General features: G+C 62.9%; 16 protein-coding genes. 14 read left to right on the top strand and 2 right to left on the bottom strand.

Going from position 1 to position 14,241, the window contains the following annotated elements; genetic code table 11:
• Nucleotides 1–7 precede the first annotated feature (7 nt).
• On the bottom strand, nucleotides 8–607 hold the full coding sequence (locus tag HNQ99_RS14735) for a thermonuclease family protein (RefSeq protein WP_246415021.1): 600 nt from the start codon (nucleotides 605–607) through the stop codon (nucleotides 8–10).
• Nucleotides 604–1,488 (bottom strand): DUF7146 domain-containing protein, encoded by an 885-nt coding sequence (locus tag HNQ99_RS14730; protein ID WP_246415020.1) that lies wholly within the window; start codon nucleotides 1,486–1,488, stop codon nucleotides 604–606. The genes HNQ99_RS14735 and HNQ99_RS14730 overlap by 4 nt, the downstream gene beginning before the upstream one ends.
• A 109-nt stretch (nucleotides 1,489–1,597) precedes the next feature.
• Here HNQ99_RS14730 and HNQ99_RS14725 point away from each other — a divergent pair, with 109 nt between their 5' ends.
• From HNQ99_RS14725 to HNQ99_RS14660, 14 genes are all read left to right on the top strand, one after another.
• The gene (locus HNQ99_RS14725) at nucleotides 1,598–1,873 is read left to right on the top strand and encodes a hypothetical protein (protein WP_184476996.1); all 276 of its coding nucleotides are present in this window, start codon (nucleotides 1,598–1,600) and stop codon (nucleotides 1,871–1,873) included.
• A 122-nt stretch (nucleotides 1,874–1,995) separates the two neighbouring features.
• Complete coding sequence (locus HNQ99_RS14720) at nucleotides 1,996–2,391, top strand: hypothetical protein (RefSeq protein WP_184476994.1); 396 nt, start codon at nucleotides 1,996–1,998, stop codon at nucleotides 2,389–2,391.
• A complete protein-coding gene (locus HNQ99_RS14715) occupies nucleotides 2,391–3,080 on the top strand; it encodes a lytic transglycosylase domain-containing protein (protein WP_184476992.1) in 690 nt (229 codons plus the stop codon). The genes HNQ99_RS14720 and HNQ99_RS14715 overlap by 1 nt, the downstream gene beginning before the upstream one ends.
• Nucleotides 3,077–3,448 (top strand): TrbC/VirB2 family protein, encoded by a 372-nt coding sequence (locus HNQ99_RS14710; RefSeq protein WP_246415019.1) that lies wholly within the window; start codon nucleotides 3,077–3,079, stop codon nucleotides 3,446–3,448. The genes HNQ99_RS14715 and HNQ99_RS14710 overlap by 4 nt, the downstream gene beginning before the upstream one ends.
• Before the next feature lie 63 nt (nucleotides 3,449–3,511).
• The gene (locus tag HNQ99_RS14705; protein ID WP_322790382.1) at nucleotides 3,512–3,856 is read left to right on the top strand and encodes a type IV secretion system protein VirB3; all 345 of its coding nucleotides are present in this window, start codon (nucleotides 3,512–3,514) and stop codon (nucleotides 3,854–3,856) included.
• On the top strand, nucleotides 3,849–6,239 hold the full coding sequence (locus tag HNQ99_RS14700) for a VirB4 family type IV secretion/conjugal transfer ATPase (protein WP_184476990.1): 2,391 nt from the start codon (nucleotides 3,849–3,851) through the stop codon (nucleotides 6,237–6,239). Before HNQ99_RS14705 ends, HNQ99_RS14700 begins: the two co-directional genes overlap by 8 nt.
• A 12-nt stretch (nucleotides 6,240–6,251) precedes the next feature.
• Nucleotides 6,252–6,965 (top strand): type IV secretion system protein, encoded by a 714-nt coding sequence (locus HNQ99_RS14695; RefSeq protein WP_184476988.1) that lies wholly within the window; start codon nucleotides 6,252–6,254, stop codon nucleotides 6,963–6,965.
• Entirely contained in the window at nucleotides 6,962–7,267 is a 306-nt protein-coding gene (locus tag HNQ99_RS14690) for a hypothetical protein (protein WP_184476986.1), read from the top strand. The genes HNQ99_RS14695 and HNQ99_RS14690 overlap by 4 nt, the downstream gene beginning before the upstream one ends.
• Before the next feature lie 28 nt (nucleotides 7,268–7,295).
• Nucleotides 7,296–8,300: a type IV secretion system protein gene (locus HNQ99_RS14685; RefSeq protein ID WP_184476984.1), complete on the top strand. Its 1,005-nt coding sequence runs from the start codon at nucleotides 7,296–7,298 to the stop codon at nucleotides 8,298–8,300.
• Between the two features lie 401 nt (nucleotides 8,301–8,701).
• Entirely contained in the window at nucleotides 8,702–9,394 is a 693-nt protein-coding gene (locus HNQ99_RS14680; RefSeq protein WP_184476982.1) for a virB8 family protein, read from the top strand.
• Nucleotides 9,391–10,224 (top strand): TrbG/VirB9 family P-type conjugative transfer protein, encoded by an 834-nt coding sequence (locus HNQ99_RS14675; RefSeq protein WP_184476980.1) that lies wholly within the window; start codon nucleotides 9,391–9,393, stop codon nucleotides 10,222–10,224. Before HNQ99_RS14680 ends, HNQ99_RS14675 begins: the two co-directional genes overlap by 4 nt.
• Nucleotide 10,225: 1 nt before the next feature.
• The gene (virB10, locus tag HNQ99_RS16920) at nucleotides 10,226–11,410 is read left to right on the top strand and encodes a type IV secretion system protein VirB10 (RefSeq protein ID WP_322790381.1); all 1,185 of its coding nucleotides are present in this window, start codon (nucleotides 10,226–10,228) and stop codon (nucleotides 11,408–11,410) included.
• Nucleotides 11,407–12,417, top strand: a complete 1,011-nt coding sequence (gene virB11, locus HNQ99_RS14665) for a P-type DNA transfer ATPase VirB11 (protein ID WP_184476978.1) — start codon at nucleotides 11,407–11,409, stop codon at nucleotides 12,415–12,417. The genes virB10 and virB11 overlap by 4 nt, the downstream gene beginning before the upstream one ends.
• A complete protein-coding gene (locus HNQ99_RS14660) occupies nucleotides 12,407–14,209 on the top strand; it encodes a type IV secretory system conjugative DNA transfer family protein (RefSeq protein ID WP_184477055.1) in 1,803 nt (600 codons plus the stop codon). The genes virB11 and HNQ99_RS14660 overlap by 11 nt, the downstream gene beginning before the upstream one ends.
• Nucleotides 14,210–14,241: the final 32 nt, after the last annotated feature.

Here is a 14,241-nt window from a genome sequence, read left to right as displayed (position 1 = left end):
CCTCACCCTATTTCCTGATCGTCCCTACGCTGCATCCTTGTGGCACCTGTGCCCTGCGAACGGCAAGTTGACGCATCCGCTCGTAATCCACGCCCCAAAGTCCTGACCGCCGCGCTGCCGCTTTTTGCATCAAGTCGACATAGGCCCCGCCTGAAAACACGCGGTAATCGACCGCATAGCCTTGCGCGACCATCGTTGCCCCAACACTCGCTTTGTTCGCGGGAAAGCGACACGCCAGATTGAGACGCCCATAGCTCTTGGCATCTGTCCGACACTGGTTTTCGTGGCGAAGCGCATAGTCGAACATCGACACGGAACAGTCCATTCCACCGTCCCGCATCGCCAGATCCCGCAACGCCTGGCTCGAAATGGCTTTGAGCTGGGGCAAATCATCATCGGGCGCATCGATCCCGACGACACGCACCCGCCCATTGGGAAAGTCGACCGTATCTCCATCGATAATCGCTGGCTGAGACGAAGACAGCCGCGTTCTCGATGCTTCGATCAGCGATTCCTTGTTCTGCCCGATCGAATAGACCGCGACGATGACGAAGGTGATCCCCATCATCCACCGCTGAAACGGCGTCGCGCCGGGAAACAGCTTCATAGGCTGCGTATCTCGCGCAACAGGTCGTTCCAGTCGCCAGCATGGGGCGGCGGCTTGACGACGAGCTGGCGGCCATTGGCCGTCAGGTGCGGGGTGGCGCGCGTGATCGCGCGTGCCGCCTCGCCCCCATGCTGGGTGTAGATGACGACGGTGTGGATGCTCTCCGGGATAGCGACGGCCTGATAGCGCTCGATCCCGAGCACGGGCCATACGAAGCGGCCCGCTCCAAGCATGTTCATCACGCTCGCTGCGTCCTCGACGCCTTCGGCGAGGCGCAGGGTGCCGTCGAGCGGGATTCCGCCCCAGCGGACCGCGCCGACGCCGGGATTGCCGAGCATTCGCTTGGGCTCGTCCATGTCGGCCTTCCAGCGGCCATCGGGCGTTAGGAAAGTGCGGTGGATCGCGACGACGCCGGCGTCTTCCTCGATCGGCACGATCAGCGCCGGCGCGAATGCCTTGGCGGCGCCGGCACCGCATTGGCAGCGCGGATCGAAGCGGGCGTTGATCCCGTCGGGGATGATGGACCGGCCCTCGCGCAGATAGCGATCGGCGAGCGTGCCGGCGAAGGGTTCGGCGTGGCGCCACACCGCGAGGGCGAGCTTGTTGAGGTCCGCCTTGCTCTCCTGGCGCTGGCCCGGGTCGTGGTCGGCGGGCGCGCGGTTCTTGTCCGAGCGGAGAGCCGCCATGATCGCCGTGGACGTGCAGCCGGCGAAGCAATGGAAGAGCACGGCCCTTGCCCCAACGCGGATCGACAGGCTCGCGGTGCTGTCGGCGTGCGCGGGGCACCGGCACATGGCGAAATCGCCCTGCCATTTCCCGCCGAGCTGACGAACGATCCGGTCGGCCTGGTCCTCGATCGATGCTGTCTCTCTTCGGTCCATCTCTCTGGACACTCCCATGTCTAACCGCATAATTGCTAACGCGGCGTAAAACATCACGCTAGCGAAAACCTATAGAATCGCTTTTTCGCAGGGCAGGATGGAACTAGAGTTGATACTAGAGCGCGAGCTGACGACGCAACGGCCGCCTGGGGGCACGATGACCGATGTCCATGTCTGTCAGCATGAAGCTGGCAAATGGTATATCGATGTGCGCGTGAGCTGGCGCGGCACCGCGCTCTACCATGTCGGCCTTTACGACAAGAAGCGTATCCGTTTGTATAAAAAAGCATCTTCGGCCTTTCGTCATATAGTATTGGGGTACGGCTACGAAGGCGTGATCCATGTACATCCCTACGAGGGACTGCACGACCCAACCGCCTTTTGATCCAAAAAATGGACCTATCTGCGAACCGTTCTCAAAAAGCGATGAGGCGAGCCGCATCGGTCTTTTCGGACTAGCACCGGCTTGAATCGCGATTTAGCGTGTCTTCACGGAGGAGTGAAAACATGGCAAATCGCTTGTTTGTGTCGCTCGCAGCAACCGGTCTGGTCGCCGGTTCGCTCGTCACCTCGCCGGCGCGCGCCGAAAATACGTGGGCGTGCGAAGTGCTCCTCTGCGCGAGCAATCCGGGCGGGTGGATGCAGTTCGCCGAGTGCGTTCCCCCGATCCGAAAGCTGATCTCGCATCTGGCGCTCGGCGGGGGTTTCCCGACCTGTAGCGCGGGCGGGGTCAGCAAGGCCGACTATACCAAGCCCAAAAACGGGCGGCCCGGCTATGTCGTGATGACGATGACCGACGGCACCCGCACCCGCTACACGGTGCCGACAGCGGCGCAGGTGGCCCAAGCGGAAGCCACGGCGCAGCCGGGCTCGCCCCTCGGCTCGGAAACATTGGAGCGGTAATGACGCTCTCTGCCGCTGTCGTCATGGGTCTCGCGGCGCAATGCGCGCCGAGTGTGGCACCTGAGACCATCGCGGCGATCGTCCAGACGGAAAGCCATGGCAACGAGCTGGCGATCGGGGTCAACGGCCTCGCCCGCCAGCCCGCGCCTGCGTCTAGCATCGTGCAGGCGGTTCAGATCGCCCGCTACTATGTCGGCAAGGGCTACTCGGTCGATCTCGGCCTCGGGCAGATCAACTCGCGGAACATGAAGGCCCTCGGCCTGACCTGGGACAACGTGTTCGATCCCTGCACCAACCTCGCTGCCGCTGCTGTGGTCCTGTCGGGCAATTACCGCGGCGTTCGCGCGGGCCTCCATCCCCAACGCGCGCTGCGCATCGCCTTGTCCATGTACAACACGGGCTCGCAGTCGCGTGGCTTTTCCAACGGCTATGTCGGGAAGGTGATCGGCAATGCCGGCGTCTCCGACGGCATCCAGCCCGTCGCGATCCGCGTCAGCGCGTTCACCGGCGCAACGTATACCGGCGAAGGATCGAGCGCGGCAGCGCAGCTCGCCGCGCTAGTCGCAGAAAACACGTCCGCAAGCGCGCAGCCCAAGGCTGCGCCACCCCCACCGCCGCCATCGTGGGACGTGTTTGCGAGGGCGGATTATGAGCGAGCGCGGCTCGCCGGAGAAGGAGAAAACCGATGAACCTCGTATCTTTCGGCGGGCCGGCGCTCGCCCTCCGAGCCCGTGTCACCAAGCGGGTCGATGAGATGACGCCGCGTCAGCGCAAGGTCTCGCGGGTGCTGTCGATGTTCGGCTTGGTGGCGCTGACATCGCTGCTGACGGCGGAGCCGGCCTTTGCGCAAACCAATCTGGAGAGCTTCGGCAACGCGGTCCTCGGCCTGCTGACGAACGGGCTCCTGCGGATCGTCGCGATCCTCGCGCTGATCGCGGCGGGCTTCGGATGGCTGACGGGCCGCGTGAACACCGGCGCGCTCGTCACCGTCATCATCGGCATCGCGATCATCTTCTCGGCGCCGTGGATCGTCGATCAGCTCAACACTGGCGCCTGATCCTCATGTGGGCGGGTTGCGAACAGCGCCCCGTCCACACCAAGTTTGTGTGGAGTGCGTAGCGTGGATGAAGAACGGGAAGTGATGGCGCGCAATCCGCTGTTTCTGGCGGTGACGCGGCCCGCGCTGTTCGCCGGCATCCCGATCGAGGCGGCGGTGGTCATCCTGCTCGCCTCGGTCATCACCCTGATCGGCACGACGAACCCGATCTATGGCGGGGTCGTCGCCGCTGTGATGTTCGGCATCTCGCGCCTTGTGGTGCGCCACGACGTCAACGCTTTCCGCCTGATCTTCCTATGGGGCCGCACCAAGGCGGCCAACCGCAACCGAGCCTTTTGGGGCGGGTCGAGCTATACGCCGCTCCCGCTGAAAGGCATCAAGCGCAAGGGGTTCGGCCGCAATGGCTAGCGCCAATCGCCTGACCGATCAGGTGCCGATGAAGGTCGCGCTAAAGGAAGTGATGCCGACCAAGTTCCTGCCGTATGCGCGGCACGTCACCGATGAAATGGTGATGCTCGATTCCGGCGCGATCATGTTGACGTTCGAGCTGCAGGGCCGCGCTTTCGAGACGGCCGACGTGCGCGATCTGAACGACTGGCACTCGAAGCTCAACGGGATGCTGCGCAACCTGCATGACGACCGCCTGTCGATCTGGACGCATCTCGTGCGTGCGCGGGTCGAGCAATATCCCGGTGGCAACTTCCGCTCCCGCTTCGCGCGCGAGCTGGATGCGGCCTATTTCGGACGGATGAACAAGGAGCGGCTGTTCATCAACCGCTTCTTCGTGACGCTGGTGCTGCGCCCATCGGTCCACGGCGCCGACATGCTCGTCCAGCTCTTCAAGAACAAGGCGAAGGCGGGCGCGGAAGCCGATGCAGTAGATGCCGATCTGCTAGAAGCACTGGAAGACAAGGCGCGCGATTTCGAGAAGCTCATGGATCGCTGCTCCCCGCGCCGGCTCGCGATCTACGGGCATAACGGCCTGAAGTTCTCCGAAACGCTCGAAGTCGTAGAGATGGTGATGACGGGCCGGCATCGCCGTGTCCCGATCATTCGCGGCCATCTCGGCAGCGCGCTCTATCGCCAGCGGGTCATTTTCGGCGGGGAGACGGTCGAGGTCCGCGACGCCGATCGCAGCGCCTTTGGCGGGATCTTCGGCATCCGCGAATATCCCGCGACCACGACGCCGACGCAGTTTCAATCCCTGCTGGCGGTCGATTTCGCGTTCGTGCTGACGCAATCCTTCACCTTCCTCGGCCGCGCTGCGGCGTCGGAGCGGTTCCGGCTGCGGCAAAAGCAGATGGAGAATGCCGACGATCGGGCCGTCAGCCAGATGCTCGATCTCGTCGACGCGGCGGACGATCTCATGTCCAACCGCTTCGTCCTGGGCGATCATCACTTCACGCTCGCGGTCTATTCGGAAAGCCTCAAGGGGCTGCGCGACAATATGTCGATCGCGCGCGCCGCGCTTGCCGATACCGGCATGGTCGCGGCGCGCGAGGGCGCGGCGCTGGAAGCCGCTTATTGGAGCCAGCTCGTCGGCAATTTCGCATGGCGCGCGAGGCCGGCGCCAATCACGTCGCTCAATTTCGCCGCGTTCTCGCCCTTCCACACCTATCCCGCTGGCCTCGCCACGGGAAATCATTGGGGTGACGCGATCGCGCTGATGAAGACGAGCGCGCGCAGTCCCTATTTCTTCAGCTTCCACAAGCGCGACATAGGCCATACGCTGATCGTCGGCCCGACCGGGGGCGGCAAGACGGTCATCGTCAATTTCCTGATGGCGCAGGCCGAGAAGACGGGCGCGCGGCAGATATTCATCGACAAGGATCGCGGTGCGCAGATTTTCGTGCTGGCATCGGGCGGCACTTACCTCACGCTCGAGAACGGCAAGCCTACGGGCTTCGCGCCGCTCAAGGCGCTCGAAAACACGGCGGAGGATCGGGCCTGGCTGTCGCTGTGGGTACGCCAGCTCGTCCGCGCCGAAAGCCGCCCGATCACGGTCCAGGAAGAGCGCATGATCGATGAAGGGATCGCGGCGGTGATGCGGCTCCCGCGCGACGATCGCTCGCTCGACGCGCTGCGCACGATGCTCGGCATGGCGGACGCGGGTGGCATCGGCGCCCGTCTCGAAAAGTGGACCTCGCGCGGATCGATGGGATGGGTGTTCGACAACAGGGCGGACGAAATGACGCTCGATGCCCGGTTCATCGGGTTCGACATGACCGACTTCCTCGATAACGGCGACATCCGCACGCCGCTGATGCTCTACCTGTTCCACCGGATCGACAAGCTGTTGACCGGCGAGCGCACCATCATCGCGATCGACGAGTTCTGGAAGGCGCTCGGCGACGATGCGTTCCGGAGCTTCGCGCAGGACGGCTTGAAGACATACCGCAAACGCAATGCGCTGATGGTGTTCGCGACCCAGTCGCCGGCGGACGCACTCAAGAGCGATATCGCGCACTCGATCCTCGAACAGGTCGCAACCCAGGTGATGCTTCCCAATCCCAAGGGCGCACGCCGTGACTATGTGGAAGGCTTCTCCCTGACGGACGCCGAATATCAGCTCATCCGCGAGGAATTGTCGCCGGAATCGCGCAAGTTCCTCGTCAAGCAGGGGCATGACAGCGTGGTTGTCGAACTGGACCTTACCGGCCTCGACGACGAGCTGGCGGTGCTGTCGGGACGGGCTGAGACGACGCCGATCGCTGTCGCGGCCGCGGCCGAGTTCGGTTCCGACCCTGCCAACTGGCTCCCCATATTCCACCAACGTCGTCGTCCAAGCTGAAGGAGAAGGGACATGCGTAGATTGAAGATTATCGCATTCGCGCTGTCGGGATCGGCGCTGATGATGGCCGGATCAGCGCACGCGCAGGGTATTCCGGTCCATGACGTCAGCTCGATTTTCCAGCAGATCGAACAGGTGCGGCAAGGCGTTCAGGTGATCCAGCAGGGCGCCGATCAAATCCGCGAAGCGCAGAAGCTCTACCAAGACCTCAACAAGATGACGGATATTGGGAACGTCGCCAATCAGCTCAAGAACGACGCGCTCCGGACCAGCAACGTGTCGTCCAGCAGCCTTGATGGCTACACCAATGGCGATCTGAATGTCATCGGTGGCCTGCGCGGCAAGGCAAACGACGTATATCAGGATCTCATCGGCCGTGGGCCGCAAACGATGACAGCCTCGCAACGCGCCGCCTATGAACAGGGGTCGCGCGAGGCGGCAGTTTCTACAGGTCTGGCGAGCAACGTGGGCGATGCGGTGACAAGCCGGCGTCAGGGTCTCGAAGAGCTGCGCAGCCGGCTCAACAGCTCGACGTCGGCCGCCGAGCGCGCCGATATGTCGGCGCGTCTCCAGCTCGAACAGGCGCAGATGATGAACGATCAGATGGGCCTGCAGGCGATCGAGCTTCAGCGCCGCGCGAAGGCCCAAGCGGATTATCAGCGCAGCCTCGCGTCGAACCAGGCCGAAATCGACAAGCTGCGGACTGAGGCCGGGGTCAATCCATGACGAAAGGGCTTTGGATCATACCATGCCTGCTGGCGCTGGCGGCCTGCGGCAAGAGTGATTCGGTCCCTGAGAACGGCGAGCTGCGGTCTGACATGCCAGCTCGGACGGCAAAGTATTACCTCCAGCATCGCGACGAACTCGCGGAGATGGAAAAGGTCTGTGGAGCGTGGCAGGCATCTCAACGCCCGCCCGCTTCATGGCCCGCCGTGGTCTTTGGCAATTGCAACAGTGTGAATGCGGCAAAGACGTCAATCTCTAATGGTGCCGAGACGGACAAGCTCCGCAAGGAAGCCGGCATCTAATTGACGTTTAACAATCCGGGATCGGGTAATGGGCTTTAATATCTACACGGAGATGTTCAATCAGCTCAACGCTGCATTAGCGGGCGTGATCGCCACCTATGCGGGTGTGATTGGTTGGATTTCTGGCCCTCTCCGGGTGGGTGTGACGATCTATATCATCCTCCTCGGCTTCGCGATCCTGCGCGGTGCCGTCGAATATCCTTTCCGCGAGTTCGTCTATCGGGGCTTGAAGCTCGCTGCGCTCGTGTTCGCGGTGACGACACTCTACGGCGCCTCGGTCGGGCTGCTCGCTATGAACGGCCTGCCAAGAGAAGTTGCGAACGCCGTTGGCGCACAGGACGTCAACGGCCTGGGTGGCTTTTTCGATGGCATTTTGAAAGGCGCGGTTCGCGCTATCGCCAATATCAAAGAGATCGTGGCTGCCCACACCGCCGAGGAAGGGGAGAATCTCGTCGGCATCCCGAATAATTGGGATGAGATCATTGTCAGCGAGATCATCAACATCGTCATCATGTTGGCCGCGCTGTTGGCCTCGGCCCTCGGCTTTGCGATCTGCGCGTTCGCTCTCTTCGCTTTGGCGCTGCTCGCGGCAGTGGGGCCGCTCTTCGTGGCCGCGCTGCTTTTCGATTCAACGCGGCCGTTCTTCTTCCAATGGCTCGGCAGCATCGTAAATTACGTAATTCTCGTGGCGTTCGCGCTGCTGGTGACAGTGTTCATTTCCAATGCCGCTGACGCTTTCATTGACGCGATCACACAAGATGACTCGCTGATCCTCGCATCGGTCAAAGCTCTTGGTTTCTACGCGCTGGGATTTTTCTTCTTCCTCCAGATCCCCGGCATGGCGGCGGGCCTGGGCGGTGGAGGAGCCTCGCTCGCTTCGCAGTTCGCCAACGCGGCAACGGGCGGCATCGCGCCGATGATCGGTCGTGCATGGTCGAACGCTCCTCAACGGGCCTTGAATCGCTGGCAACAAAGCCGGGCTCGCCGCGCGGAATCACGTGCCGCTGGCGGCACCCTCTACAACAACAGCTAACGGGAGACCCCGCATGAAGCTCGGCTCGGCACTGGCCTTTCTCGCCCTCGCGGCCCTCACACCGTCGGTCCCGGCTGTTGCCGCAAAGGATGACAAGCTGCCGCGGTGCAATGGGCGGCAGAAGCGGCCCGCGAACCTCTATGGGACCGTCCTGCCGTCTATCCCGGCTCGGAACGCGACTTCCGCCGCCGTAGCTCCACCCCCTGACGGTGTGCCACGTGGCACACCCGCGCGACCATCATCTCAAACGCCGACGCAGAATCTCTTTCCGCCTGAAGGCCCGGCGCCAGCCCCGGAAGGGCCGGATACGTCTCGGGCCGACAAGGTGCCGGCGATCGGCGCCCTTGGCACGGGCACAGGCCCGACCGCCGCGCTGCCAACAACATATGCGAGCTGCTGACATGGCGATCGGCGTTAAGGACAAAGAGGAAGATCTGAAGGCGTATTTCGCGGAAGCGGAAAGCTGGGACCGGGATCGGTTTGTGGCTGCGGTTCGCTCGCGGCGTGTCGCTTGGATCGTCGCCGCTGTCGCGATCGTGTTCGCCGCGATCTGCGCGGCTGCGGTGTTGGCGCTCTCGCCGCTCAAGACGGTCGTCCCGTATGTCGTCACCGTCGATCGCTCGACGGGCGCCACGGAAGTCACCCAGGAGCTGCGCGGCGACAGGACAATCACCTATGACGAGGCGATCCGGAAGTATTTCCTCGCCGACTATGTTCGCGCTCGTGAGGGTTGGATTCCGCAAGCGCGCGAGGAGTTCTTCCGCAAGGTGTTGGCGCTGTCCACGCGGGAGGAACAGACCCGTTGGACGGCCTTCTACAAGAAGGATAACCCCGACTCCCCGCAAAATCAGTTTACCGCCAGCGATGCGGTGTTCGTCGCGATCAAATCGGTCGCGTTCATTTCGCCCAATGTCGCGCAGGTTCGGTTCATCAAGCGGCTTCAGCGCGATCAGCAGGTTATCGAGACGCCTGCCATTGCGACCATCACTTTCGACGTGCTGTCGAAGCCGGAAACGGAGTCCGGTCGATACGCCAATCCGCTCGGATTTCAGGTGAAGACATACCGGGCAGACGTGGAGGTTCCCGCACGATGAAGACGATCCTGCTCCTGGCGGCGGCGATCGGCGCCGCGACGGCTGCGCTGGCGCAGACGCCGATGCAGCGCGGTCCTGACGCTCGCATTCGCGAGGTCATCTATACCGACGGCAACGTGATCCAAATCCGAAGTGCCTTCCGGACGGCGACGCAAATTGAGTTCGCTCCCGGCGAGGTCATCAAGTTCGTGGCGATGGGGGACACGGTGTCCTGGGAGGTCGCGCCGGCTGAAAACTCGCTGTTTGTGAAGCCTCGCGAGCGTGCCGGCGCGACCAACCTGATCGTGGTGACGGATTTCCAAGGCACCAAACGCAATTACACCTTCGAGCTTACCGCAGTCGCGGCCGCTCGCTCGCCGGGCACGTTCTTTAAGGTCCGGCTCCGCTACCCTGAATATGAAGCTGCGCAGGCCCGGTTGGCGGCGCAGCGCCAGCGGCTCGCCGCGGCGCTCGCTGCGCAAAACGGCGCGATCAAGGCGGCGCTCGATATAGGCGTCCTCGAAGGAACGCGGAACCTCAACTACAAGGTCCAGGGCTCAACCGAGCTGCAACCATCCGAAGTCAGCGACAACGGGCAATTCACAGTCCTGCGCTTCCCGAACCAGCGCGAGATCCCCGCCATCTTCACGGTAAATCCTGACGGGAGCGAGGCAACAGCCTCGTTCGACGTTCGCGACGAATTTGTCGTCGTCCACGGCGTTTACAAGGAAATTCGCCTCCGCCGGGGGAAGGTGGTGCTGTGCATCTATAACGAAAGCCCGAGCTTCTACGGCCGCGATCCCAAGACGGACACGGCCTCGGAAGCGGTTGAGCGCACGACGGAGAACTGACGTGTCCGATAAGAGATTCGACGTCGATGCGACGCCCGACGTGAACGAAATCGACCGCACCCCCGCGGCCGATCGTCCGAACCGGATACCGTCGCTCAATGCGGTCCAGTGGGACAACAAGAAGATGGTCGTTGGCGCAGCCCTGGCCGGTGCGGTCGTGTTCGGCGTGCTGTCGCTCGTCTCTGGCTCCGGAGGCGACAAATCGCTCGAAGCGAGGAAGGCTCCGCCTCCTGCTGCGGAAGCGCCCTACGACCCTAATTCGGTCATCGCGCCGACACTCGCAACCGCTCCCCGCGATCCGAACGCGCCGGTTCCGCTCGCCGGCGAACAGGTGCCGGCAATCGGTCCCGATGGACAGCCGATCACGCCTTACGGATCAGCAGGGGGGCAGCAAAGCCGAGCGATTAGCGAGGCGGAGAGACGCGCAACCGAAGCCCGCGTTTTGCGCGACAATGCCCGGCGCTCGACGCTGATCGCCTATAATGCCAACGAGGGTGTCAATCGCGTGTTGGGCGCCGGCGCCGGCAATACGGAAGGCGATGGCTACAGCGCCCCACCGAAGACGACCAACCTCGACACGCTCAAGCAAACCTCGGCGATCGGCACCGCCTCGGCACGGATGATCGGGGATCGGAACTATCTTGTTACGGCGGGCGCGATCATCCCCTGCACGCTCCAGACCGCGATGGACAGCAGCGTGCCGGGTTACACCACGTGCATCATCCCTCGGGACGTCTATTCCGACAATGGCCGCGTCGTGCTGCTCGAGAAAGGCACGCGCGTTTTCGGCGAGTATCAGGGCGGGTTGCAGCGCGGTCAAAATCGACTCTTCGCGATGTGGACGCGCGCCGTCACACCTCGCGGTGTGGCGATCGACATTGGCTCGCCGGCGTCGGACCCGCTCGGTCGTGCCGGCGTCACCGGCAAGATCGATCGGTTCTTCTGGCAGCGGTTCGGTGCCGCGATGCTGTTCAGCGTTCTCGATGCGGGCGGGCAGATCGCCGGCCAGGCCGTCAGCCCGCAAGGCTCTACCGTGTTCCGGACCCCTGGCGACACGACGTCGCAGATCCTCAATGACACGCAGCAAATCCGCCCGATCGTGCGCGTCAATCAGGGGACCGAGCTGGCGATCACCGTCGCCAAGGATTTCGACTTCTCGCAAGTCTATGGGCTTGGCCTTAAATGAACGCGCCGTTCCGCAACACGGCGATCCTCGATCACGCCGTTCGGCCGCTGCGCCGCTATCTTGACGATGATGGCGTCACCGAAGTCATCATCAACGAGCCGACCATCATCGGCGTCGAGCGGCAGGGTGGATGGACCTGGGAGCGCGAGGATGAATTGACGCTCGACGCGCTCAACCAACTGGCCCGGGCAGCGGCCGCCTTCACCTCACAGGACGTAACGCGCGAGAATCCGATCTGCTCGACGATCTTCCCAACCGGCGAGCGCGTCCAGCTCGTTCTTCCACCCGTGGTGCCTGACGGAACTGTATCGATCACGGTCCGGAAGCCGTCGACGAAGACGCTGACGATGCAGGATTTCGAAGCCAGCGGGTTGTTCGCGCATACGAAGGTCGCGAGCAAGCGCGTGAGCCCGGTCGAAGAGAAACTGCTCGGCCTGCTTCATGCGGGCAGGCACGTCGAATTTTTCGAACTTGCGGTGCGCAGCCGGCTCAACATTCTGATTTCCGGCGCGACCGGTTCCGGCAAGACGACGTTCGCCAAGGGGCTCATCCAACTCATACCGGACAACGAGCGCCTTCTGACGATCGAAGACACGCGCGAGTTTGTGGTGCCGCACAAGAACGTCGTCCACATGATCTACAGCAAGGATGGCACCGGCACCGCCAAGGTGACGGCGAAAGAGCTGCTGGAGAGCGCCCTGCGCATGAGGCCCGATCGCATTTTGCTCCAAGAGCTGCGCGACGGGACAGCATTTTTCTACCTGCGCAACGTCAACAGCGGCCATCCAGGGTCGATCACGACGATTCACGCGGACTCGGCCGAGCTGGCGTTTGAGCAATTGACGCTGCTCGTGAAGGAAAGCGAAGGCGGCGCGGATCTGGCGCGCGATGATATACGCTCGCTGCTCAAGATTCTCGTCGACGTCGTGGTCCAGATGAAAAAGGAAGACGGCGAGTTTCAGATAACCGAGATCTACTATGATCCGGCAGGACGTCATGCCGCTTAAAAAGGGCGCCATCCTCGCGATCGGGATCCCGGTCGCGATCATCGTCGCCTTCCTCATCACGTCGGTCGTCGCGTGGATTTACCTGGGGCTCCCCAGCGCGAAGTTCGACATTCTCAAGATGCCGGCGTTCTTTTGGTATTACCGGCATGATCCCATAGTGCTGAAGGCGCTCGCCGCGGGCGCCTTGATCGGCCTAATCCTCGCCGGCCTCATGCTGTGGTGGGTTTCGAAGCGGAAGCCCCCCCTGCACGGCGCTGCCCGCTTCGCGAAGGAGAGCGAAATCCGCCAAGCCGGCTTCCGCGCCGATAGCGGGATCGTTCTGGGCAAGAAGGGCAGCAAGTTCCTAACCTTCGGAGGGAGCGAACATTGCATTGTCGAGGCCCCTACCCGCTCGGGCAAGGGCGTCGGCATCGTCATCCCGAACCTCCTGTCGTGGCAGGAATCGGTCGTTGTTCTCGATGTGAAGCGTGAGAACTGGGACGCCACCGCGGGTTTCCGACAAAAGCACGGTCAGGCGGTCTATCTCTTCAACCCGACCGATCCGGAAGGCCGGACCGCCCGCTACAATCCGCTCGGCTATATCGACCGCACCGATCCCGACCAGGTGGTGATCGAGCTGCAGAAGATCGCGACGATGTTGTTCGTCGCGCCCGAACGGGGCGAGCCGTTCTGGACGGACTCGGCGCGAACGGCCTTCGTTGGCGTCGGGGCCTATCTTGCCGTTGCGGATCAGCCATTCACGATCGGCGCGGTCTATCGCCTGATGACGACGGGCGACACGCGCGGGTTCTTCCGGCGCGTCCTCGACGATCGCTCCCTCAATCTTTCGCAGGGATGCCGCAACGCGCTCGCCGACTTCACATCGGGAGCGGACAACACGTTCGCCGGCATCGTCCAGACTGTCACCTCCAAGCTAAGCCTCTGGCTCAACCCGCGCGTCGACGCTGCGACGGAAGAATGCGACTTCGATCTACGCGAGCTGCGCACCAAGCCCATGTCGATCTACCTGGGCGTTTCACCCGACGAGCTGGACCGGGTTGCGCCGCTCTACAATCTCCTTTTTCAGCAGCTTGTTGACCTGAACGTCCGCGATCTGCCGGATGCCGCCACGCCGCTAAAAGTTCTCGTCATCCTCGACGAGTTCGCGAGGATCGGGCGGGCACAGGTGATTGCCAGCGCCTTCTCCTACGTCGCCGGCTACGGCATTCGGCTTCTGCCGGTCATTCAGTCCCGATCGCAGCTCCGCGCTGTTTATGGCGAGCATGTTGCGAACGAGATCGTCGCCAACTGCGGCGTCGAGGTCGCGTTCACCCCCAAGGAGCTGCGGGTAGCAAACGAGCTATCCGAGCGGGTCGGCTATATCGGGCAGGAATCCGTCACCAAGTCGCTTACGATCCACGGCGTCCTCGCGAACCGCTCCAAGTCGATGTCGGATCAGCGCCGCGCGCTCCTGCTCCCACAAGAGCTGATGCAGTTTCCCGACGACGAATTGCTCCTACTAAGGGGCGGCATCCCGCCGATCCACGGCAACAAGATCCGCTATTATGCGGACGTGCTGTTTCGCGCTCGCGCGTATCCGGCGCCGGTAGTGGCACCGATCCCGCGCACGCTACGCGACGACGAAGATTTGCCAGACTGCGCGATGCCGACGTTCGATCAGCTCACGGACCCCGATCCGTTCACCTTCGCGATGGATTGCGTCGTCACCCAGGATCATCCCGACATGCTCATCGACGTGTCGGCCGAGCAACGTGGAAACGAGGTCGTTGGTGTAATTGAACAGGAGCGGTGACATGGTTGAAAATGTCGAATCTGCCGGCGCCG

Source organism: Rhizorhapis suberifaciens (assembly GCF_014200045.1).
GTDB lineage: Bacteria > Pseudomonadota > Alphaproteobacteria > Sphingomonadales > Sphingomonadaceae > Rhizorhapis > Rhizorhapis suberifaciens.
This window is presented reverse-complemented; position numbering and strand designations above follow the sequence as displayed.

Coding starts and splice junctions, on each gene's coding strand:
- HNQ99_RS14685 (WP_184476984.1), top strand. CDS start 7,296: ATGGGCTTTAATATCTACACGGAGATGTTCAATCAGCTCAACGCTGCA.
- HNQ99_RS14690 (WP_184476986.1), top strand. CDS start 6,962: ATGACGAAAGGGCTTTGGATCATACCATGCCTGCTGGCGCTGGCGGCC.
- HNQ99_RS14735 (WP_246415021.1), bottom strand. CDS start 607: ATGAAGCTGTTTCCCGGCGCGACGCCGTTTCAGCGGTGGATGATGGGG.
- HNQ99_RS14695 (WP_184476988.1), top strand. CDS start 6,252: ATGCGTAGATTGAAGATTATCGCATTCGCGCTGTCGGGATCGGCGCTG.
- HNQ99_RS14680 (WP_184476982.1), top strand. CDS start 8,702: ATGGCGATCGGCGTTAAGGACAAAGAGGAAGATCTGAAGGCGTATTTC.
- HNQ99_RS14715 (WP_184476992.1), top strand. CDS start 2,391: ATGACGCTCTCTGCCGCTGTCGTCATGGGTCTCGCGGCGCAATGCGCG.
- HNQ99_RS14675 (WP_184476980.1), top strand. CDS start 9,391: ATGAAGACGATCCTGCTCCTGGCGGCGGCGATCGGCGCCGCGACGGCT.
- HNQ99_RS14710 (WP_246415019.1), top strand. CDS start 3,077: ATGAACCTCGTATCTTTCGGCGGGCCGGCGCTCGCCCTCCGAGCCCGT.
- HNQ99_RS14730 (WP_246415020.1), bottom strand. CDS start 1,488: ATGGACCGAAGAGAGACAGCATCGATCGAGGACCAGGCCGACCGGATC.
- HNQ99_RS14660 (WP_184477055.1), top strand. CDS start 12,407: ATGCCGCTTAAAAAGGGCGCCATCCTCGCGATCGGGATCCCGGTCGCG.
- HNQ99_RS14700 (WP_184476990.1), top strand. CDS start 3,849: ATGGCTAGCGCCAATCGCCTGACCGATCAGGTGCCGATGAAGGTCGCG.
- HNQ99_RS14720 (WP_184476994.1), top strand. CDS start 1,996: ATGGCAAATCGCTTGTTTGTGTCGCTCGCAGCAACCGGTCTGGTCGCC.
- virB11 (WP_184476978.1), top strand. CDS start 11,407: ATGAACGCGCCGTTCCGCAACACGGCGATCCTCGATCACGCCGTTCGG.